Annotated in this window: 12 protein-coding genes, 2 other RNA genes and 3 pseudogenes; 5 read left to right on the forward strand and 12 right to left on the reverse strand. The window is 55.0% G+C overall.

The genetic code is table 11. The features are described from left to right. Positions 1-6: 6 nt before the first annotated feature. Positions 7-831, reverse strand: a pseudogene (locus H7R73_RS14375) (integrase core domain-containing protein); the annotation flags it as partial. A gap of 101 nt (positions 832-932) precedes the next feature. On the opposite strand from H7R73_RS14375, the gene H7R73_RS14380 reads away from it, so the two are divergent. Beyond that, positions 933-2,207 (forward strand): IS4-like element ISApu2 family transposase, encoded by a 1,275-nt coding sequence (locus tag H7R73_RS14380; protein WP_011191341.1) that lies wholly within the window; start codon positions 933-935, stop codon positions 2,205-2,207. On the opposite strand, the pseudogene H7R73_RS14385 reads toward H7R73_RS14380, so the two are convergent. From H7R73_RS14385 to H7R73_RS14420, 8 genes and pseudogenes are all read right to left on the reverse strand, one after another. Next, positions 2,207-2,455: pseudogene (locus tag H7R73_RS14385) on the reverse strand (helix-turn-helix domain-containing protein); the annotation flags it as partial. The gene H7R73_RS14380 and the pseudogene H7R73_RS14385 sit on opposite strands and share 1 nt — an antisense overlap. A gap of 297 nt (positions 2,456-2,752) precedes the next feature. Further along, on the reverse strand, positions 2,753-3,109 hold the full coding sequence (locus H7R73_RS14390; RefSeq protein WP_158657311.1) for a hypothetical protein: 357 nt from the start codon (positions 3,107-3,109) through the stop codon (positions 2,753-2,755). A gap of 2 nt (positions 3,110-3,111) precedes the next feature. Then, on the reverse strand, positions 3,112-7,980 hold the full coding sequence (locus tag H7R73_RS14395) for an RHS repeat-associated core domain-containing protein (protein ID WP_182951292.1): 4,869 nt from the start codon (positions 7,978-7,980) through the stop codon (positions 3,112-3,114). After that, on the reverse strand, positions 7,977-8,705 hold the full coding sequence (locus H7R73_RS14400) for a DUF4123 domain-containing protein (RefSeq protein ID WP_048207456.1): 729 nt from the start codon (positions 8,703-8,705) through the stop codon (positions 7,977-7,979). The genes H7R73_RS14395 and H7R73_RS14400 overlap by 4 nt, the downstream gene beginning before the upstream one ends. Further along, positions 8,695-10,740 carry a type VI secretion system Vgr family protein gene (locus H7R73_RS14405; RefSeq protein ID WP_182951293.1) on the reverse strand — a complete coding sequence of 682 codons (2,046 nt, stop codon included), beginning with the start codon at positions 10,738-10,740 and terminating at the stop codon, positions 8,695-8,697. Before H7R73_RS14405 ends, H7R73_RS14400 begins: the two co-directional genes overlap by 11 nt. Positions 10,741-11,023: 283 nt before the next feature. Next, positions 11,024-11,542 carry a type VI secretion system effector Hcp1 gene (gene hcp1, locus H7R73_RS14410; protein WP_042015720.1) on the reverse strand — a complete coding sequence of 173 codons (519 nt, stop codon included), beginning with the start codon at positions 11,540-11,542 and terminating at the stop codon, positions 11,024-11,026. A gap of 368 nt (positions 11,543-11,910) precedes the next feature. Continuing rightward, a non-coding RNA gene (locus tag H7R73_RS14415) (RtT sRNA) lies at positions 11,911-12,039 on the reverse strand. Positions 12,040-12,239: 200 nt separating this feature from the next. After that, a non-coding RNA gene (locus tag H7R73_RS14420) (RtT sRNA) lies at positions 12,240-12,369 on the reverse strand. Between the two features lie 702 nt (positions 12,370-13,071). Here H7R73_RS14420 and H7R73_RS14425 point away from each other — a divergent pair. Continuing rightward, positions 13,072-13,662 carry a restriction endonuclease subunit S gene (locus H7R73_RS14425; protein ID WP_182951294.1) on the forward strand — a complete coding sequence of 197 codons (591 nt, stop codon included), beginning with the start codon at positions 13,072-13,074 and terminating at the stop codon, positions 13,660-13,662. Between the two features lie 50 nt (positions 13,663-13,712). Next, positions 13,713-15,236: a type I restriction-modification system subunit M gene (locus H7R73_RS14430; RefSeq protein WP_182951295.1), complete on the forward strand. Its 1,524-nt coding sequence runs from the start codon at positions 13,713-13,715 to the stop codon at positions 15,234-15,236. Positions 15,237-15,515: 279 nt separating this feature from the next. On the opposite strand, the gene H7R73_RS14440 is transcribed toward H7R73_RS14430, so the two are convergent. Further along, positions 15,516-16,784: an IS4-like element ISApu1 family transposase gene (locus H7R73_RS14440; RefSeq protein WP_011191342.1), complete on the reverse strand. Its 1,269-nt coding sequence runs from the start codon at positions 16,782-16,784 to the stop codon at positions 15,516-15,518. A 317-nt stretch (positions 16,785-17,101) separates the two neighbouring features. Continuing rightward, positions 17,102-17,473, reverse strand: coding sequence for a hypothetical protein (locus tag H7R73_RS14445; RefSeq protein ID WP_004099020.1), 372 nt, complete (start codon positions 17,471-17,473; stop codon positions 17,102-17,104). Between the two features lie 156 nt (positions 17,474-17,629). Between H7R73_RS14445 and H7R73_RS14450 the strand changes: the two are divergent. Further along, positions 17,630-18,903: pseudogene (locus H7R73_RS14450) on the forward strand (IS4-like element ISApu2 family transposase). A gap of 301 nt (positions 18,904-19,204) precedes the next feature. After that, entirely contained in the window at positions 19,205-20,479 is a 1,275-nt protein-coding gene (locus H7R73_RS14455) for an IS4-like element ISApu2 family transposase (protein WP_011191341.1), read from the forward strand. Here the strand turns inward: H7R73_RS14455 and H7R73_RS14460 are convergent. Further along, complete coding sequence (locus tag H7R73_RS14460) at positions 20,460-21,320, reverse strand: site-specific integrase (RefSeq protein ID WP_182951297.1); 861 nt, start codon at positions 21,318-21,320, stop codon at positions 20,460-20,462. The two genes, H7R73_RS14455 and H7R73_RS14460, sit on opposite strands and share 20 nt — an antisense overlap. Positions 21,321-21,394: the final 74 nt, after the last annotated feature.

Below are 21,394 nucleotides of genomic sequence, written 5' to 3' on the forward strand. Positions count from 1 at the left end.
TCTTGTTTACGCTACTTTAGTGCGCACTTCCTTCGGTATCAATTTCAGACCCTTTTTGAACATGCTGTAGGGAGTCTGTCCTTCCATCATCCTGCCCTGATGTGGCCGCTGGGTGTTGTAGTGATCCAGATAGCTGTCCAGGTCTGTCTGCATCTGCTCTACCGACTCATACCAGGTTGTCCTCCCCTTGATACGGAAATGTTCATCCAGCAGGGTGCGATGTAGCCGCTCGATAAAGCCGTTGCTCTGCGGCCTGCGTACCTTGGTGGTCCGGTGCTCAATCCCCTCCAGTTGCAGGAACAGCTCGTAGGGGTGATGGTCAGGGCGTCCGCAGAACTCGCGCCCGTTGTCCGACAGGATGGTATAGACCCGCGCCTCGTGAGCCTCGTGAGCCTCGAAGAACGGCAGGACCGTTTCGTTGAGCACATGGACCGAGGTCACCGGCAGCTTGCTGATATAGAGCCGTCCCCAGGCGTGGCGGCTGTAGCAGTCCAGTACGGTTTGCAGATACACCTTGCCCACCCCCTTGAGTGCGCCGACGAAGAAGGTGTCGACCGCCACCAGTTCCCCGGTGTAGTGGACCTCTATCTGACGTTCTCGGAACTCGGGGCTGAAGCGCTCGAGCAGGCGGATCTGCTCGTCATTGAGCTCAATCGTCTGTTCCCTGTGGGTTTTCTCGAGGCGCAACAAGCGGTCATGCTTGGAGAGCAAGTCGTGACGTTGCCACACGCCACGCACACCGCCCGCACTGACGTTGATGCCTTGCAGAGCCAGTTCTTGCGCGACCCGCTGCGGGCCATGGGTTGGTCTGGTGAGAGAGTAATCGAGGATCATGTACAGGATCTTTAGCTACAACCAATTGAAATAGATAGAAAAAAGGCTTCGTTTGTGATCTGATTTAATCGCAAAAAAAAACCGACACGCCCGAAGCCATGACTATTATCAATGCAACCCAGTACCTCAAGCAACTTCTTAGCTCTTCTGAACTCAACCGGATCGGTAAATTTACCGGTTTTTGTCAGCGACTCCGGGATATCCAGCCTGCGAGACTACTCCCGGCTCTGCTCTCAGGGCTTGGTTGCGACAAGGTGGATGGTATTGCTGGTTTGCATCGCCATTTCAATGCGTTGCAGCTCCATGATACTGACCAAATAGCGTATAAACCCTTTCACAACCAGTTACGCAAGCAGGGTTTTCCCTTGTTCATGCGCGCACTGGTTGAACGAGCCATCGCCTTACGCCTCAAGGAGTGTCTACCGGACGCCCACGGACTGGCAGGCTTTGAGCAGGTACTGCTGCAGGACGGGTCGTCATTCGCGTTACATCCGCAATTGGCAGAACATTTCCCGGGCCGATTCAATAAGCACAGCCCCGCTGCGGTAGAGTGTCATATGACCATGTCCTTGCTGGACCAGTCGCCGATATCGATGAGTATCACGGCGGATACCGAATCGGAGCGCAAGCATCTTCCGGCCGCAAATTCGTTAAATAACAAACTGTTATTGGCGGATGCCGGTTACATCAGCCGCGAGTACTTTGCTGATGTGACCAAAGCCAAAGGAAGCTATCTGGTCAGAGGGAGTCAAAATCTCAATCCCAAAGTACAGGCAGCTTACCGACAGGACGGCAGGGAAATGCCCAAGTTACTCGGAAAAAAGCTCAAGGATATCGATCGGAGAAGCTGCAGAGCCGAGGTTCTGGATCTGGATGTGAGTTCGGGAAAGTATAAATATCGACTCATAAGACGTTGGTTTGCAGAGGAAAAACGGTTCTGTATATGGATGACCAATCTTCCGCGTGAGCGATGGCCAGCCGAGAAGGTGATGGCATTGTATCGTTGCCGTTGGCAGATCGAACTGTTGTTCAAAGAGCTGAAATCACATAACCGGTTGAAGGCGTTCGCGACACGACAAAAAGCGATAGCGGAAGGCTTGATCTGGGCTAGTTTGCTGGCCTTGCTGGTCAAACGTCGGCTGGCGCTGACGCTGATTGGCAGCGCGGAGTTATCGATGCTGAAGATTGCCAAAAACAGCGCGCTTTGGTTAATGCCGATATTGGCGAGCATCATCCATGGTGCGTGGCAGGAAATAACAGAGAAGTTGGAGTGGGCAATGGTGTATTTATCCAAAAACGGCAAAAAGAGTAGGCAGAGAAAATCCAAGCAAAACAACACGTTAGACGGTATTATTAATTCGCTTGCCGCTTAAGGTTCTGTACATGAATCGAGGATAGCCTGTTCAATCTCGGGAGTGACCCGGTTGGGATGCGCCCCTTTACAGCCGGGGAGTTTGTCGAGCAAGCCTTCAGCCCCATAGGTCTGGTAGTTACGGCGAATCTCATAGAACTGCTGGCGGCTGTAGCCGATGAGCTTGCAGGCTGTGCTGACGTTATTGAGCTCTTTGGCGAGCTCTAGCAAGCTGAGTTTACGACGTGCTACTTTCTCGTTGGTGGTCATACGGTGACTCCAGATAACACGGTAGGGGTACCGTTTTGTTATCCGGTTTGAAGCCGTATGACCACTCCCTTTTGTGGGCAACTGTCAGGTGAATACCATCTCCATACAATATATCCATCATGTTTTATGTTTTCCGCACCATGCAATGCGGCTTATTTTGCCCCACCTTTAGTTTTCCCGCCAGGAACCCACTCACCAGAAATTGCCCCTGGTTCATTACCAGTAGCACTTTATATTTAAACCGACTATCACCTCATCCTTGCATTATGTATCCCCGGAGGGGAGCTACTCTTTCATTCATCGCCATTTTGCAAGTGGCTCTGAAATAGTTCCATTTTCAATATTAATATCATGTTGCCAAAAACGCTCACCTTTAAATGACGGTTCATGTGCAAGAACAACTCTCACTGTTTTTTCTGCGGAAGCTGATTGGTTTGCTAAGCAATATATGCAACTACCAGGTTCTTTAAATGAAAAACGGGTAATGAAAAGTAAATCTCCCTCCTTATCAAAAAAACTAATGCCAGAGGCATTTAAAGCCGCCACACCATCTAACCTCTTATCATAAGCAGCGTCAACATAATCACCTATCACTTTTATTTCTTTACCATCATAAATCCAAGAAATATCATTCTCATTTAAGTCAACCCTCATTTTCACTCCTGTGGCAAAGCTATATCAGAGATTATTTTTAGGTAAGCGTTATCTGTATAATTATTTTTCTTACTGGGAACAGCATTTTCGAAATCTTTGTAAAGAAGTCTAATCTGTTCTCCTCCCCCTGGATAATACTTGTATGAACCATCAGACATTTTTTCTATTTGTGGTCCAACGGGACCATATTCTATGTCAAATGGACGTTGTACTTCATAGGTAACTCTTCTATCAAGTGTTCCTTTCCATTCTTCTTTGATTGCGAGATTTGCTCTACCAAAGCTAGAGTTAGGGATCTCACTTTGAGTACCAAATTGACCTGGAAACTGAGCTCTGCCCTCATTAGTGATCATATTAAAACGTTCTCCAGGCTGAATAATTCGCGTCTTAGGAGTAAACCCAACAGGCCATGGGGACTCATTGTCCCTCACATTCTCAAATGCGCTAACCAATGCATGGTCATCGTTAAACTGGCCAGTATGATGCTGCTCAAATTGTTTGAATACATCTTGCTGCTCAACTGGGATCCGAGCTCTAGGTGTATCCAATGGACACTGTCCCGGCACATTGCTTAGCCCCAGTGGATCCACCCAGCCAGTCGGGTTAGGAGCATACTGATAATTGTTAAGGCCACCGGCCAAACCTATCGGGTCAGGGGTGATAAATCTACCCGTATCGGGCTGGTAGTAGCGGTGGCGGTTATAGTGAAGCCCCGTCTCGGCGTCAAAATACTGCCCCTGGAAACGCAAGGGCGTTGCCACCTCGGCAATTTCTTCACGCCAGACATTGCCATAGGCTCGATAGCGCACCTGCCAGGCGGTGGCCCCGCTTGTGCGGGTCAGTGCCAAGGGAGTGCCCAGGTGGTCAAGCTGGTAGTGGAATACCTCGGCCTCCTGTCCTTCCCCTTCCAGCTGTGCCAGGGGTTTGAAACTGCCGGGTTCATAGATAAAACTGCGGTACCGCTCGTCAGTACGGCGCAGATCATCACCTAGCTGATAGCTGCTCTCGGCAATCAGGTTGTTGGCCTGCCACAGGAATTCGGTAACCTGCTCGCCTTTTGCTCCCTTTACCGTCTTGCGAATGCGGCGACCAAAGGCATCGTAGTCATAACAGGCAGTGTTGCCATCGGGCAGTTCGGCCCTCACCAGCTGGTGCTGGCAGTCGTAGTGATAGCGGGTCACCAGTTGCTGACCCTTGCCGCGCCGCTCCAGCGCCAAGCGGCCAAATTCGTCGTACTCGAAGTGGCGATCGCCACTCAACAGCAGCCGATTCCCCTGGGTGCGAGCCCCATCGAACTGACCACCCGAACGCTCACCCAGGAGGTTGCCGGCCGGATCATGCAAGAAGCGCTCGGTCAGCTCGCCCCGCACCTCCAGCAAGCGGTCCAGCGGATCGTAGCGGTAGTGCTGCTCCCCCTGCACGCTGTCATCGATGCGCAGCAGGTTGCCTGTTCTGTCATAGCCATAGCGCCGCTCGCGGGCGACCTGCTTGCCCCGCTGCAGACGCAGTGCCGAGAGGCGCCCCTGCTCGTCATATTCGTACTGCTGGGTCAGTGCCCCTTGCTGCCTGCGCAGCTCAAGCCCACCCACCACCTGGTGGCGCGTGAGTTCGGCGCCGTTGAGATCAATGCCGCCAAGCGCGCCGTGCTGATAGTGATAGCCAAGCCAGTTGCCGTCGGGCAGTTGCCAGTGTGACAACCGTCCCATGGCATCGTATCGGAAATGGCTTGAGGCCCACCCCTGATGCTCGGCCACCAGATGACCAGCACCATCGTAGTCAAATGCCAGGGGCCAGGCACCATCGTCGACCCGGATGAGCTGACCGTGGCCGTCATACTCGAAGGCGATCTCGCGACCATCTGGCAGGAATTTTTTCAGCAAGCGCCCCATGGGGTCGCGCTCATAGCGGGTGACCAGTTCGGTCCCCTGCTTGCCGAACTCCACTTTTTCGCTCAGGCGTCCGTTGAGATCATATCGGTAGGCGGTGGTACGACCATCAAAGCCGGTTTCCCGTGCCACCAGCCCGTTGGGATGGTAATGGATACGATGCTGTTCACCATGCTCGTTCTCGATCTCGCTGAGAAAGAGCTTGGCGTTGTCGTAGCGGTATTTGAGCTCGCTGCCATCGGGGTTGATGCGCCGACTCACCAGATGCAGGCCGGGGTGATATTCGAAACGTGTCTCGCGACCCAGCTCGTCCCACTGCGCCGTGACCTTGCCATAGGCGTTGTACTCATAGCGGCGAACGCCGCCCCCGGGCAAATGGACGGCACTGAGGCGATCTGCCGCGTCCCATTCATAGCGTGTGATTGCGCCACGCGGGTCTTGCCGCACGGTCTGGCGGCCCCGCTCGTCATAGCGCCAGCGGCTTATCCCGCCATCGACCCCTTTTTCTTCGATCAGTTGGCCAAGGCGGTTCCATACCAATTCGGTGCGGGTGCTGTCCGGGTGAACCACAGAGCACAGCTTGCCCTGAGGGGTATAGCCATAACGGGTTTCGTTCCCCAGGGGATCCCGCCTGGCAATCAGATCCCCTTGCGGATTGTGCTCAAAGCGCCATTCGCGCTCCCCCTGCACTACCTTGCGAACCCGGCCATCCCAGTAGTGATAGGCAGTCTGACTGCCGTCGGGAGCCACTTCGAGGGCCAACATCCCCTCTTCGTCGTAGTGATAATGGGTCTCGGCCCCCAGCGGATCACGGGCCAGTACTTTCTGACCCTTGTCGTTGTAGGTAAACTCGGTTATAGCCCCATCCGGATCCTGCTGGCGGACAAGACGTGCCTGGCTGTCGTGCTGATACACCTCCTGACTGCCATCGGCATTGAGTACCGTCACCTCGCCCTTGTCATCATCCCAGCCATAGGTGACATCAAAACCCGCCACATCGCTCCAGTGGCGGATGGCGCGGGCAGCCTTGCCTTCCCCTTCCCACTCCCAGAAGAAACAGGCACCGCCAGCCAGACGGCGCTCAACAATGACCCCATCATCACGATAGCGATACCGCTCGCACTCCCCGGCCCCATTCTCGGCCGCCACCAGGTGACCATGGTCATCGTAGTGGTAGCGTTGCAGCGTGGCCTGGGGCTGCCAGGCAATGCCATCAAAGCGCTGCAACTCGAGCGCCATGATGTGGTCGCCCTCGTAAGCGAGACGAAGGGCCAGCCCAGCGTCATTTTCAACCCAGGCGGGGCGCCCTTGACGGTCAGAACGCACTGTCAGTCGATTGCCGTAGGGATCGGAAAAACCGGTCAGCCGTCCAATCTCGCCATGCCAGGTAAAATGCAGGAATGGCGAACCGGCCTTGGCCAGGATCACTTCATCAGCCTCGTCACCGAGGTAGACCGCCGCCTCCGACAGCAGATTGGTCACCATGGGTCTGGCGGCTGATGGCAACGGCAGTTCCGTTGCCAGGGACTCCTCATCCCACCAGGTCAGGGTATCGCCGTGACGTTCAAGTCGGTGCGCAAGGGCATGCGTCCAGCCAAGCCCCATGCCGCAGGATTGCGCGACGGCAGAGGTGCGATAGAGGCGCCCGAAGACAAAGGGAAGCAGACCCGGCAGTTCGCCATCTTGCAGTGCCAGCAACTCTTCCCCCGTCACCATGGAGACCGGGCAGTTGTTCTTGCAGGTGCTGGCTTCCGGTTGATGGGGCCGGTTATTCGGGGTAACTGCTTGCTTGGAGGCATCAGGTGTCTTGTTCACCTGTTTGATCTCGGTGTGCCCCTGGAATCGGCGTTTGGCCGCCGTGCCTTTTTCCACCAGCGTGTTGGCATTGCCATCGACCAGCTTGAGATCCGCTTTTTTGGCCGGGCTCAACGGTGCAGCCCCGGCGACCAGCACCTTCTTCGCCTGCTGGGCGTGCAGGGCCAAATTGTGCTTTTTGGAGAGATTGACCAGGGAGGTGACCAGTCGCATGACACGGTCACTGTTCTTGGCCATGGTGGCAGCCTTGGCACCATAGCGTGCAGCCAGGCCTGCCCCGCCGGTCAGCACCACCCCGATGATCACGTCAATCAGTACCGACGAAATTACCTGAGCACCAAACTCGGTCTGCTGATCCGGGGGCAGCATCTTGACCCAGCACACCAGGGCATAGGCATAAAGATAAAGCAGCGCCTCATCTTGCAGTACCAGCATGGCAGCTTCCATCTGGGAGGCTCCGGCCTTGGCCATGGCCGCTGCGTCCACGCCGAACTCGGCCAGCTTTTTGGCGTTGCCTACCGGATCGGCCAGCAGGTTGTAGATGGTTTTAAGATCGTCCCACACCCCGACCAGTGCCTTGCCGATACCGCTTGCCGCCGCCAGCGCATGGCCGCCAAACCCGCCACCAGTGCCGCTGTAACGGGCCCAGGCCGCCTTGTGCTCACTGTTCCACTCCTTGGTAAGCCATGCCTCCAGATCTTTTTGAACCGGGGCATAAGAGGCAAACAGCGTATCCAGGTCGCTCTTCTTCACATTGGGGTAGAAGGTCACCCGATAGGACTTGCCCGGGGTCAGCTTACCAACCTCGGCAATACCCTTGGCATCCAGGGTTCCCTCCTTGGCTACCGCCTCGCTGACAAAACGTCCGCGCACCAGTTTCCCCGCCTCCACCTTGTACGGGGTATTGCCGATGGGAATAAACCTGACGGATTCGAACAGATGAACCAACCGCAGCGTGCCGCTTAGCGGGCACTGCGTCACCACGGACTGCGCCTTCTTGCTGCCGGACGATGCCGTGATGGTCTTGTCGCCCACCTTGATGGTCTGCTCCATGTCCATGCTGAGCATGTCACCCAGGAAGAAACTCTCGGCATCCTTGCGATAGGCACTTAGGACGTTGCGATAATCGGCGATCACTTCGTTGAAGACGGCCTGGCCGACATTGCTCATGCTTGAACCTCATTGATCAGCGCCGCTTCCAGCGCCGGAAACAGATCGATATCGGGGGATGGATGACGGGAAACAAAGCGGGCGACCTTGCAGCGCAGGTTCGCCTCGGGAAACGCCCAGTAGAGCTGACCGTTGTGATCCGCCAACTGCTGCATCAGGTTGTTGATAAGAGGGGCGGGATCCTGTCTCGCCAAGGTCGCGGCAATGGCAGGGGGCAGCTCCCACCAGGGGAATGCGCGTGATGCTGCGGCTTCTGACGCAGCCCATTCGAAGCCGTCCCCCCCGACCCAGATCCCGTTCACTCCAGGCAGCAGGGCGGTGAAGCCCTCTCCCAGCTGGACCAGAATGCGTTTCAGATACACGCCATCCCAGTAACGGAAGAAGACCGCCTCCCCCTGGTGCCAGATCTGGGTCAGCCCCTGCAGATGGGCATAGAGGGCATCGACAGGCTGCTCGCTCGCCACTATCCAGCCCCAGTCTCTCGCCTCGGCGCCCTGCGCCCACTCGATAAAGGGGCTCTCCTTGTCGAGGGCCACCAGATAGGGCATGACGGGATGCCAGTCTTCATAAGGGGTGCCGAGATAGAGCCCGCGTGGCGTTTCGCGGCCATCGAGCTGGTAGTAGTGCTGCAAGGGAGCCGCATCGCAGGCCCCCGCCAGCACGGCATAAAGAGGGGCTGATTGCCTCTGTATCCACGCTTCCAGCGGTGTGCTCTCAAATCTCACAGCCACCCTCCTTGCATTTTTCACACTCTTCACAGAAAGGGGCGGCACTCTTCATGGTGGCCAGTTGGGCAGGCGTGAGCGGTACCTTGGGTTTGGGGGGAACACTGACACCCAGAGGGCCCAATGGTGACTTGCCGCCCCATCCCGAGCCGGCACCCGGGCTGCCGCCCGAGTTCATCTTGATGGTGGGCCCCACCAGGGTGACGCCGCCGCCATCGACCCTGATGAAGCAGCCGCCCACCTTGACGGTAATGTCTGAGCCCGCCTCCAGCACCACCTTGGCACCGGCTTTGACGTGCACTTCCTGCCCCGCCTGGGTGAGCCAGCGCTGACCGAGTTTTTGATGCATGGAGGTGTCAACGCCGAGTGAGTAGTCCCCCTTGATGTGATCCCGTTTTTCACCGTTCACAGTGAGGTGATCATTGGCCTTGATGCGGGTCACCCGCTCATTGTCGATGTCCCTGTGTTCGTCGTGCTTGATGTGCCAGGCGGCGTCGTTCTCGATAAGCACGTTCAGGTCTTTCTGACCGTGGATATAAATCTCTTCCTGACCCGCCTGGTCTTCAAAACGCAGCTCGTTGAAACCCTCCCCCTGGTGGGTCTCGGTGCGCAGCACGGTGCGGGTCTTGTTGGCAGGCAACTCGTATGGCGGCCGGTTGGTGGCGTGATAGGTGCGACCGGTCACGATGGGTTGGTCGGGGTCCCCCTCCAGGAATGAGACGATAACTTCGTGGCCGATACGCGGGATGGCCATCATGCCGTACTGACCGCCGGCCCAGCCCTGGGATACGCGCACCCAGCAGGAACTCTGGTCGTTGGAGCTGCCATATCTGTCCCACGGGAATTGCAGCTTCACCCGGCCGTGCTCGTCGCAGTAAATCTCCTCCCCCTCGGGACCCACCACCATGGCGATTTGCGGGCCGTCCACCATCGGCTTGTGAGGGGCCTCCGGGCTGCCGATGCGTGCCCGCCAGGTAGTGCTGGCTTTCACTACGCCGAATTCGTTGTGATAGACGGTGGGGCCGCTGCCCCCCTCCTCTTCCAGCGCCTGCGGCTGCAAGCCGGTGTGCTGGATGCGCACGATTTGCCAGTCGGTGTGGAGGCTGCCGTTAGGGTGCTCGGTGAGCGAGAAGGTCTGCCCCGGCTGCAAGGCCGCGCAGTTGGACTTAGCCTGGCCCTCCACAGCATCGTTGCGCAGGGCATCGAGCCGATGCTGGGCAAAGGCCTTGCCGCTGCCATCCTGTTTGTAGCGGCCCGGGAAATCGAAGTGCTGGTAGGTATCCCGTTGGTGCTCGAGCTCTGTGCCCTGCTTCTTGTGAGAGAGACCATAGGCCGGGGTCTTGAAGCTGTAGTCCTTGAGCTCCACATCCGAGGGACGCACCGCTTCGCGGTAGTGGAACTGGCGCACATAGGGGCCCTGCTCCAGCGAGCGGTTGCCGAGGTTGAAGAAGAGCTCGGGGCCGGCAGTCAGGGCAGCCGCGTCGTCTGCAAACACGATACGGTGCTTGCCCGCTTCAAACTCGTGGAAGTAGAACATCCCCTCTTCGGCGGCGAGGCGGTTCACAAAGTCGAGGTCGGTTTCCCGGTACTGAACACAGTATTCCCGCTGGGCATGCTCGTTTTTGAGCGCAAAGGCATAGTCGGTGATGCCATGCTCTTGCAAAAGAATACTGAGGATTTCATCGGGCTTTTGTGCCTGGAAGATGCGGGAGTTCTGGCGAAGTGACAGACGCCACAGGGCCGGTTGCACCATGAGCTGATAGCGGGTGCGGCGAAAGCCGCTGTCACCCTGCGCTAAGTCACTCACCACCCCGCACACCCGGCGCTGCAGCTCGCCGTTGTACCACACCATCAGCTCGCACGGCTGGTCCAGCACGGCGCCAACGTCGATGTCGGGCTGGGCACTCGCCAGCTCCAGGCGCAGATTGAACGGCCGGTTGAGCGCTTCATCCAGCGCAAACTCGGCCACCACGAAGGTGCTCTCGGGCAGGGCCCCCACCTTGACGGTAAATTGTAATCCTGTGCTGTCTGCCATCGCTGCGCGCCCCTGAAATATCGTGCGGCCCCATCAGGTGGGGCACATCAAGCCGTGTGAGAGCTTCGCCATCGCCTGGATTTTTCTTTCACCATGGCTGCCGCACGCCCTTGACGGCGTGCGGCAAGACGTAAACTCGGATTTTTTCTTGCACCCGCTCACACCAGGCAAACGGACAGAAGAAAAAATGCGTGGGTTGAAAAATCGGAAATACGGTCTCCGGGCAGGTTGTCCTTGCAGAGACGATAAAAGGGCACCGCAAGCAGTGCCCTTTGGCTCGGAATTACGCTTCGATCGGCGCACGCCAGTCATCCGCACCAGAGGTGCCGGCAACGGTGTGCTCCCAGTCGATCTTGCGGTAGGCCATGGAGACCTGGATCAGCTGGGTGAAGTCGGACTTCGCCGGATCCTGGCAGTGGGGCATCTGGCAGTCGATGTCGACGATGGTGGCATCGGTCAGCACAGTGCTGAAGAAGTGCTCCTGCTTGCCCTCGACGGAGGTGCGGTACCACTTCAGGGTCACTTTCGGCAGCATCTCGCCGGAGGCCAGGGAGTTGTACATCAGCGGCACGGCCTTGTTCAGGGCAACGGTGAACTTGAACGGCTTGTGGACACGTTGACCCGCCGGCTGGCCGGATTGCGGATCGGTCGGTACGGTGACGACGTGCTGGAACTCTTGTACCAGCATCTCGTCTTCATGGCCCTGCACGAAGATGTTGCCGACGGAATCGGAGGTGAAAGCACCGGCAGTGATGTTGCCCTGGGTTTGACCTTCGATGCTGATATAACATGGAGTTGGCATGGAATTGCTCCTGATGGTTGAACGGTTATGACACTCGTCCGAATCCGTTAGCAGTGACCATGCCAATACATTTTTTTGTTTTAAAACAAATAGTTGAATAGAAAACCGATTCGCGCACCTACACCATGACGCAACAAGTTGCGCAATCAATGCATTTACCCATTAAACCTTGCACATGCAGCATAAATGACTGGTATGAATGCAACATATTGCGCGTGGCGGAGTTTATCTCTGCCTCCAAGCTGCTTCCCCAAACCAGACCAGCGGCATCTCCGCTTCGCCTGCGAGCCACCCCCATCACAGGCAAGATCAGATTGTCGGCAACTAAAACAAAAGGGCCTGTCTCGCGACGGCCCTTTTGTTTTAGTTGGCTGTATGGGCGGGATGATTCACCGCTGCGTGGCTCACCCCTTCGGGGCGGCCTGCGGCCGTTCATCGCAGCAAGCTGCTCTGCTTGAACCAGGCAAGGATTCTCACCTTCCCTCTTCGACATGAGCTGATGACTTTTCCCCAAAGCAAAAAACCGACCATCTGGCCGGTTCTGACATCTGAGAATGGGTCGGGATTGACTCGCGCCATCCCTGGCGATCGCCCTGCGGGCTATCCTGCCCGCCTGTCGAACCAGGGCCCGAACCGAGCCGCCCATCACCGGATAAAACAAAAGGCCCCGTCTTTCGACGGGGCCTTTTGTTTTATTTGGCGGTGAGGGAGGGATGATTCGCCACTGCGTGGCTCACCCCTTCGGGGCGGCCTGCGGCCGTTCATCCCGGCAAGCTGCTCTGCTCGAACCCGGCGAGGATTCTCACCCCCCCCCCCTCTTCGAGATGAGCTGATGACGCTTCCCCAAAGCAAAAAACCGACCATGAGGTCGGTTTTAACATCTGAGGATGGGTCGGGATTGACTCGCGCCGTCCCTGGCGCTCGCCCTGCGGGCGGCCTCTGGCCGTCCATGCGGGCTATCCTGCCCGCCTGTCGAACCAGGGCCCGAACCAAGCCGCCCGTCACCGGATAAAACAAAAAGCCCCGTCTTTCGACGGGGCTTTTTGTTTTATTTGGCGGTGAGGGAGGGATTCGAACCCTCATTCTCACATGTTGCAGCACAAATATAACCTTCAATTTCAATAACTTACGCAATTATCGGTAGCTATAAAAGCTATGTAATTGTCTCAGGTAATTGCTATGAGACTTATTGTACTTTTATATAGAAAATTAATTAAATGTCAACCACATAGGTTGTGGCAATTCACTGCGTTGTTGATCACGGACAATTAAGTTGGAAACCGACAATTGAGTTGGAAACTCAACGGCCCTGCAACAGCAGGGCCTTTTTATTTTTTGCGGTGATTAACTGTAATTAAATTACAAAATGATCTCGGTTGGATCTTTCAGGCAGGTCAGGGTCTACCTCTTGTCAATGGCACACATAAAAGCATCATTCCTATTGATGCAAAATGACGGGCATTGATATTGACTCAGTAGCGTCAGATGCGACACACTGTAACTGCATCATTAACGATGAAGAGATTTTTGTGAAGCTGAACCAAATTGCCACCATCAGTGCTGGGCACCCCTATCGCGGCAAGATCCCGGAGATCGATTCCGGCTGCATGGCCGTGGTGCAGATGAGAGATGCCTCGCCAGAAGGGGGGGTTGACTGGTCTGCCTGCCTTCGTTCTGAGCCTACCAGCAAGAAGGAGCCTGACTGGCTGCAAACCGGCGATATCTTGGTGGCTGCCCGTGGCAGTACTAACTATGCCGTGCTGGTTGATACCGGGCTTGCATCATTGCCCGCCGTAGCCGCCCCCCACTTCTATGTGGTGCGGTTGCATAGCGAGGCGCTCAGTCCCGAATTTCTGGCCTGGCAGCTCAATCAGTCCCCTTGCCAACGCTACTTCGAACTGCACGCCGAAGGCAGCGCGGCAAAAAGTATTCGCCGTCAGGTGTTGGAGGAGGCCCCTATCGGCATCCCATCTCTTGCGAGACAGGCCGCCATCATGAAGCTGGCCCACAGCCTGCGTGAAGAACGGAGCCTGATGCAACAACTGCAACGTAACGGCGAGCAGATGATGCAGGCCATCGCTGCCAACCTGCTCGAACAATCCGATCAGCCAGCGAAATAGTTTCGCTGAGCAGCCCATTTTTCCAAGAAATACCCAAGGAATTGTGACTTATGACTACCTCGATAAACCAGGACGATATCAACAAGGCCCTCTGGTCTGCCTGTGATACCTTCCGGGGCACCATCAGTGCCGATACCTATAAAGATTTCGTGCTCACCATGCTGTTCCTGAAATACATCTCCGATGTCTGGCAGGATCACTACGATGGCTACAAGGCCGAATATGGCGATGAGCCGGAGCTCATTGAAGAGATGCTCAAAAACGAGCGCTTCGTGCTGCCCAAACAGGCCAGCTTCTACAGCCTGTTCGAGCGTCGTCACGAGCCGGGCAACGGCGAGCGGATCGATCAGGCGCTGCACGCCATCGAAGAGGCCAATGGCACCAAGCTCAAAGACGCGGGCAAGAGCGTGTTTCAGGACATCAGCTTCAACACCGACCGCCTCGGCGAAGAGAAGCAGAAGAACACCATACTGCGCCATTTGATGGAAGACTTTGCCAAGGATGAGCTCAACCTCAAACCGAGCCGGGTCGGCACCCTGGATGTGATCGGCAACGCCTACGAGTATCTCATCAAGAACTTCGCCGCCAGCGGCGGCCAGAAGGCGGGGGAGTTCTATACCCCGCCCGAAGTTTCCGATCTTATCGCCGAGTTGCTGGAGCCGATGCCGGGCGACACCATCTGCGATCCGGCCTGTGGCTCCGGGTCACTGTTGATGAAGTGCGGCCGCAAGGTGGTGGCAAACCATGGCGAGAAGCACTACGCCCTCTACGGGCAGGAGGCCATCGGTTCGACCTGGTCGCTGGCCAAGATGAACATGTTCCTGCACGGGGAAGACAACCACAAGATTGAGTGGGGCGATACCATCCGCAACCCCAAGTTGCTCGATAAAAACGGCGATCTGATGCGCTTCGATATCGTGACCGCCAACCCGCCCTTTTCGCTGGATAAATGGGGTTATGAGGAGGCGGGCAACGATAAGTTCGGTCGCTTCAAGCGCGGGATCCCGCCCAAAACCAAGGGGGATTACGCCTTTATCCTCCATATGATTGAGACCCTGAAACCCAAGAGCGGCCGCATGGGGGTCGTGGTGCCCCACGGCGTGTTATTCCGGGGTTCCAGCGAGGGCAAGATTCGTCAGCAGTTGATCGACGAGAACCTGCTCGATGCGGTGATCGGCCTGCCGGAGAAACTCTTCTACGGCACCGGCATCCCCGCCGCCATCCTGATCTTTAAAAAGCAGAAGGTGGATGACAATGTGCTGTTTATCGACGCCAGCCGCGAGTTCAAGGCGGGTAAAAACCAGAACCTGCTAAGTGCGGACAATATCGCCAAGATCGTTGCCACCTATCGCAATGGCGGCAATGTTGATAAATACGCCTACCTTGCCTCGCTCAAAGAGATCAAGGAGAACGACTACAACCTCAATATCCCCCGCTATGTGGATACCTTCGAAGAAGAGGAGGAGATCGATCTGCTGGCTGTGCGTGCCGAGCGCGAACAACTGAAAACCCAACTTGCCGCGCTGGAAAGCGAGATGGCCAACTATCTTGAGGAGCTCGGTTATGGTGCCTAAGGGATGGCAAGAGATTCACTTGGGGGATGTAGTTAGCCACAAGAAGGGTTTTGCTTTTAACTCTGGTTCTTACAAGAATCAGGGTATACGTATTGTGCGGATTTCGGATACAACTCGAAACTCAATTCATTCTGAAAATCCAGTCTATTTATGTGAACAAGACGCTCTTGGCTTGGAGCAATACATTCTAGGTGAAAACGACATACTTCTTTCTACCGTGGGTTCACGGCCACATCTCTTGGACTCAATGGTAGGTAAAGCTGTTACATGTACAGGACCTTAAGCGGCGAGTCCATTTAAAACGCCTTCCAAGGTCCTGTTCTGTATCGACTTTCTCTGCTTGGTTCGGCAGGCGTTCTTGGCCAAATAATCGGCAGCCCATTCCAATCTTTCCCTTATTTCTGTCAGCGCCCTATGGGCCACTGCTTCCAATAGCGGTAGCCACCACGTCGCACTGTTCTTCGACGCTTTCAGCATCGATAGCGCCCCACTCATCACACTCTGCGCGACCCGTCTCTTCATCACCAGCGACAGCAGGCTCGTCCACACCAACCCCTCGGCAATCGCTTTCTCGCCCGTCACAAACCCCTTGAGCCGGTTGTGCGATTTCCACTCTTTAAATAACAACTCCACCTGCCAACGGCAGCGATACAGGCTCATCACCTGCTCTGCTGACCATGCTGCTCGCGGTAGGTTCGTCATCCACAGACAGAACCGCTTTTCCTCAGCAAACCAGCGCCGGATCAACCGGTACTCGACCTGGCCGGACTTCACCACCATATCCAGTACCTCGGCCCGACAGCGTCGCCGTCCGGCCTCTCTCAGAGATAGTCCCGCCAGCTTGGGTACTTCCCGTCCATCACCGCGCCAGGCTTGGATTATCTTGGGGTTCAGGCTTTTCGTGCCGCGCACCAGATAAAATCCGCCAGCGTCGTTCACCTGCTCAAACCAAGCCCTGTCAATGTAACCTGCGTCAGCCAGCAGCAGGCAGTTGGTCAGCGTGTGGGCTTCAGGCAGAAATTGCCGTTCCCCTGCGGTATCGGCAGACACACTCATGCACAACGGGCTCTGCTCCGACAGTGACATGGTCATATGGCACTCGATAGCTGCCGGACTGATGGTCTTGAACCGGCCGGGAAAATCAGCAGCAAGGCGCCGATGCACCGCAAAGGAGGTGCCATCGTGCAGTAACACCTGCTTGAACGCGCCGAGGGAGGCTGCTTTGAGTTGATGGTCGATACGCAAGGCGATGGCCCGCTCGACCAGGGCTTTCATAAACAGGGCAAAGCTCTCTTTGCGCAGCTGATTGTGAAACGGTTTGTAAGAAACCTGATGGGTGTTTACCAGTTGCAAGGCATTGAAATGGCGGTGTAAACCGGCAATGTCATTGACCTGGTCGCCTCCCATGGCCCGCAGCAGTGCAGGTACGAGCATGGCTGGGGTAATGGCACGCTGACGCAGACAAAACTTGCAGAGCCGAGCAATGCGCTCGAGTGCGGCGGGAGCCAAGAGTTGCTCCAGATAGTAATTAGCGTTGATAATAGTCATAGGCTTCGCGCGTGTTGATTTTGTTTGGCGATAAAATCAGATCACAAACGAAGCCTTTTTTATATCTATTTCAATTGGTTGCCGCTAAAGATCCTGTACATGAGTGAGGGTTATGGTGGCTATATGCTGGATATTGCTATTCAGATGACAGCCATATGGGGAAGATTACAGGCGCCTGAAATAACAGCAGAGTATGGAGTGACTACCACGGCTGGAGGTTGGCACGGGCTGATCCCCTCTCCCTTTGGGAGAGGGTTAGGGTGAGGGGAGCTGGCTGACCGGGTGTAGCAACCAGGCGGCATTACACCGCTGAATCTTCAGTTATTGAAATTCCACGCGATCGGCAGTTCGACGTCGAAGATAAGTGCATCCCCGTCGAGGCGAAAGGCCAGGCTGGTCTGGTGCTGGTCGTATTCGTTGATAATCAGGCAGCTCTCGGCGAAGTTGGACTCGTAGTTGATATGGGCCACTCCTTCACGGCCGTCAGCGAGTTCGATGCTGAGCACCCGCAGCGGGTTCTCCTGACTGAGGTTGACCCGGGTGTCCCCCACGTCCACCAGCCGTTCCAGCAGAGGGAAGAAATCTTGTCTGTGGGTCGTTATGGCCTGGGTGATGGCCTGCTCCAGCTCAGCCTGGGTGGCGAAGGGGCCGCCGAGTGGGTAGCGGGTCTGGATCCTTTCCTGAGTCATTGCGTTTCCTCCTGAACTGAGATGTGGCAACAGTTTGGCCGCTGCAGTGACCTGTCATGTACAGGATCTTTAGCTACAACCAATTGAAATAGATAGAAAAAAGGCTTCGTTTGTGATCTGATTTAATCGCAAAAAAAAACCGACACGCCCGAAGCCATGACTATTATCAATGCAACCCAGTACCTCAAGCAACTTCTTAGCTCTTCTGAACTCAACCGGATCGGTAAATTTACCGGTTTTGTCAGCGACTCCGGGATATCCAGCCTGCGAGACTACTCCCGGCTCTGCTCTCAGGGCTTGGTTGCGACAAGGTGGATGGTATTGCTGGTTTGCATCGCCATTTCAATGCGTTGCAGCTCCATGATACTGACCAAATAGCGTATAAACCCTTTCACAACCAGTTACGCAAGCAGGGTTTTCCCTTGTTCATGCGCGCACTGGTTGAACGAGCCATCGCCTTACGCCTCAAGGAGTGTCTACCGGACGCCCACGGACTGGCAGGCTTTGAGCAGGTACTGCTGCAGGACGGGTCGTCATTCGCGTTACATCCGCAATTGGCAGAACATTTCCCGGGCCGATTCAATAAGCACAGCCCCGCTGCGGTAGAGTGTCATATGACCATGTCCTTGCTGGACCAGTCGCCGATATCGATGAGTATCACGGCGGATACCGAATCGGAGCGCAAGCATCTTCCGGCCGCAAATTCGTTAAATAACAAACTGTTATTGGCGGATGCCGGTTACATCAGCCGCGAGTACTTTGCTGATGTGACCAAAGCCAAAGGAAGCTATCTGGTCAGAGGGAGTCAAAATCTCAATCCCAAAGTACAGGCAGCTTACCGACAGGACGGCAGGGAAATGCCCAAGTTACTCGGAAAAAAGCTCAAGGATATCGATCGGAGAAGCTGCAGAGCCGAGGTTCTGGATCTGGATGTGAGTTCGGGAAAGTATAAATATCGACTCATAAGACGTTGGTTTGCAGAGGAAAAACGGTTCTGTATATGGATGACCAATCTTCCGCGTGAGCGATGGCCAGCCGAGAAGGTGATGGCATTGTATCGTTGCCGTTGGCAGATCGAACTGTTGTTCAAAGAGCTGAAATCACATAACCGGTTGAAGGCGTTCGCGACACGACAAAAAGCGATAGCGGAAGGCTTGATCTGGGCTAGTTTGCTGGCCTTGCTGGTCAAACGTCGGCTGGCGCTGACGCTGATTGGCAGCGCGGAGTTATCGATGCTGAAGATTGCCAAAAACAGCGCGCTTTGGTTAATGCCGATATTGGCGAGCATCATCCATGGTGCGTGGCAGGAAATAACAGAGAAGTTGGAGTGGGCAATGGTGTATTTATCCAAAAACGGCAAAAAGAGTAGGCAGAGAAAATCCAAGCAAAACAACACGTTAGACGGTATTATTAATTCGCTTGCCGCTTAAGGTTCTGTACATGATGCAGTGATAGCAGCAAGGCTGTCCCCCTGTAGCCGCTCCCTTATCGGGATAAGTCGTCATCGGCATCGCGATGCCGATTGATGAATGCCGCCATGCCTCTCGGCGTTGTTGGGGCAGTTGAATCTGCGCTCGGCGAAGGCTCAGCCACTGTTGTGGGTGTAGCTACCTGGCGATGAGTTTTGTTACATGTACAGGATCTTTAGCTACAACCAATTGAAATAGATAGAAAAAAGGCTTCGTTTGTGATCTGATTTAATCGCAAAAAAAAACCGACACGCCCGAAGCCATGACTATTATCAATGCAACCCAGTACCTCAAGCAACTTCTTAGCTCTTCTGAACTCAACCGGATCGGTAAATTTACCGGTTTTTGTCAGCGACTCCGGGATATCCAGCCTGCGAGACTACTCCCGGCTCTGCTCTCAGGGCTTGGTTGCGACAAGGTGGATGGTATTGCTGGTTTGCATCGCCATTTCAATGCGTTGCAGCTCCATGATACTGACCAAATAGCGTATAAACCCTTTCACAACCAGTTACGCAAGCAGGGTTTTCCCTTGTTCATGCGCGCACTGGTTGAACGAGCCATCGCCTTACGCCTCAAGGAGTGTCTACCGGACGCCCACGGACTGGCAGGCTTTGAGCAGGTACTGCTGCAGGACGGGTCGTCATTCGCGTTACATCCGCAATTGGCAGAACATTTCCCGGGCCGATTCAATAAGCACAGCCCCGCTGCGGTAGAGTGTCATATGACCATGTCCTTGCTGGACCAGTCGCCGATATCGATGAGTATCACGGCGGATACCGAATCGGAGCGCAAGCATCTTCCGGCCGCAAATTCGTTAAATAACAAACTGTTATTGGCGGATGCCGGTTACATCAGCCGCGAGTACTTTGCTGATGTGACCAAAGCCAAAGGAAGCTATCTGGTCAGAGGGAGTCAAAATCTCAATCCCAAAGTACAGGCAGCTTACCGACAGGACGGCAGGGAAATGCCCAAGTTACTCGGAAAAAAGCTCAAGGATATCGATCGGAGAAGCTGCAGAGCCGAGGTTCTGGATCTGGATGTGAGTTCGGGAAAGTATAAATATCGACTCATAAGACGTTGGTTTGCAGAGGAAAAACGGTTCTGTATATGGATGACCAATCTTCCGCGTGAGCGATGGCCAGCCGAGAAGGTGATGGCATTGTATCGTTGCCGTTGGCAGATCGAACTGTTGTTCAAAGAGCTGAAATCACATAACCGGTTGAAGGCGTTCGCGACACGACAAAAAGCGATAGCGGAAGGCTTGATCTGGGCTAGTTTGCTGGCCTTGCTGGTCAAACGTCGGCTGGCGCTGACGCTGATTGGCAGCGCGGAGTTATCGATGCTGAAGATTGCCAAAAACAGCGCGCTTTGGTTAATGCCGATATTGGCGAGCATCATCCATGGTGCGTGGCAGGAAATAACAGAGAAGTTGGAGTGGGCAATGGTGTATTTATCCAAAAACGGCAAAAAGAGTAGGCAGAGAAAATCCAAGCAAAACAACACGTTAGACGGTATTATTAATTCGCTTGCCGCTTAAGGTTCTGTACATGAGTTTTGTTATCCACAGAAAGCTCGGCGTGCGTTGTCCTGATATGGCTCAGGTCAGCATCCGCTGGGCAAGTGGGTAACACGTTACCATTAGCGGATTTACGATTGCCGTATTTGTCCACAGAAGACGTTGCCTGATGACCCATGATGTAGGCAATGCGCTGCCGGTCGAGCCCAGACGCTTTGAGCTCAGAGCCCATCTGATGGCGCCAGCTGTAAAAGGTCGGCAGCGATTTTCGCGCCGGCCAGAGGTTTTTGCCCGCCGCACGCAGCCTGTCCTGCAATGAGCCAATTTTTGCTTTCTTTGCCTCGGTCACCATGAGTTGCAATTTCTCTGGCGACAGCGTGTCAAACTGTAAGACCCTATCTGCACCACGTTTGCCATCATGACTTTTTTTGGCTCCGATAACGGTGAGCCGATTACCCTGCGCAGTTATGGTGGCTAGTTCAGCAGGTCTTATCCCCGCGCGCATAAACAACAATATGGCCGCCAACATAGCGCTGTCATTACGCGCCTTAAAATACTGAATCAGTGCAACGAGATCATCATTATCGACCTTTTTAACTCTTTTTTGTTTTGCCTTAACCGGTATATCTGGCCTACTCAGGGCCTGAATTCGCTCGGCCGCGTCGGGAAAATTCAACAATTGTTGATGATATACCAGTGCACAGCGCAGTTTTCGCCAATAGCCAGGACTGCATTTTGAAGCGCGAGCCAACAATTCATCCGCAATGTTTTTTGCTGTGATATTAAGGCCCTTTTCCTTTAGGATTTCATAATGATTTTTTGCCAGTCTTTCATATTCCTTTTCCGTTGCCTGTGTAGCCATTCGGTCATCTCCCAGAGCGCTTGAATAACGCCTTCTTTAGATAGTGGGCAGGATTTCCCCACCCACGACGTGGA

It is taken from the genome of Aeromonas sp. WP2-W18-CRE-05 (genome assembly GCF_014168615.1).
In the GTDB taxonomy this organism is placed as follows: domain Bacteria; phylum Pseudomonadota; class Gammaproteobacteria; order Enterobacterales; family Aeromonadaceae; genus Aeromonas; species Aeromonas caviae.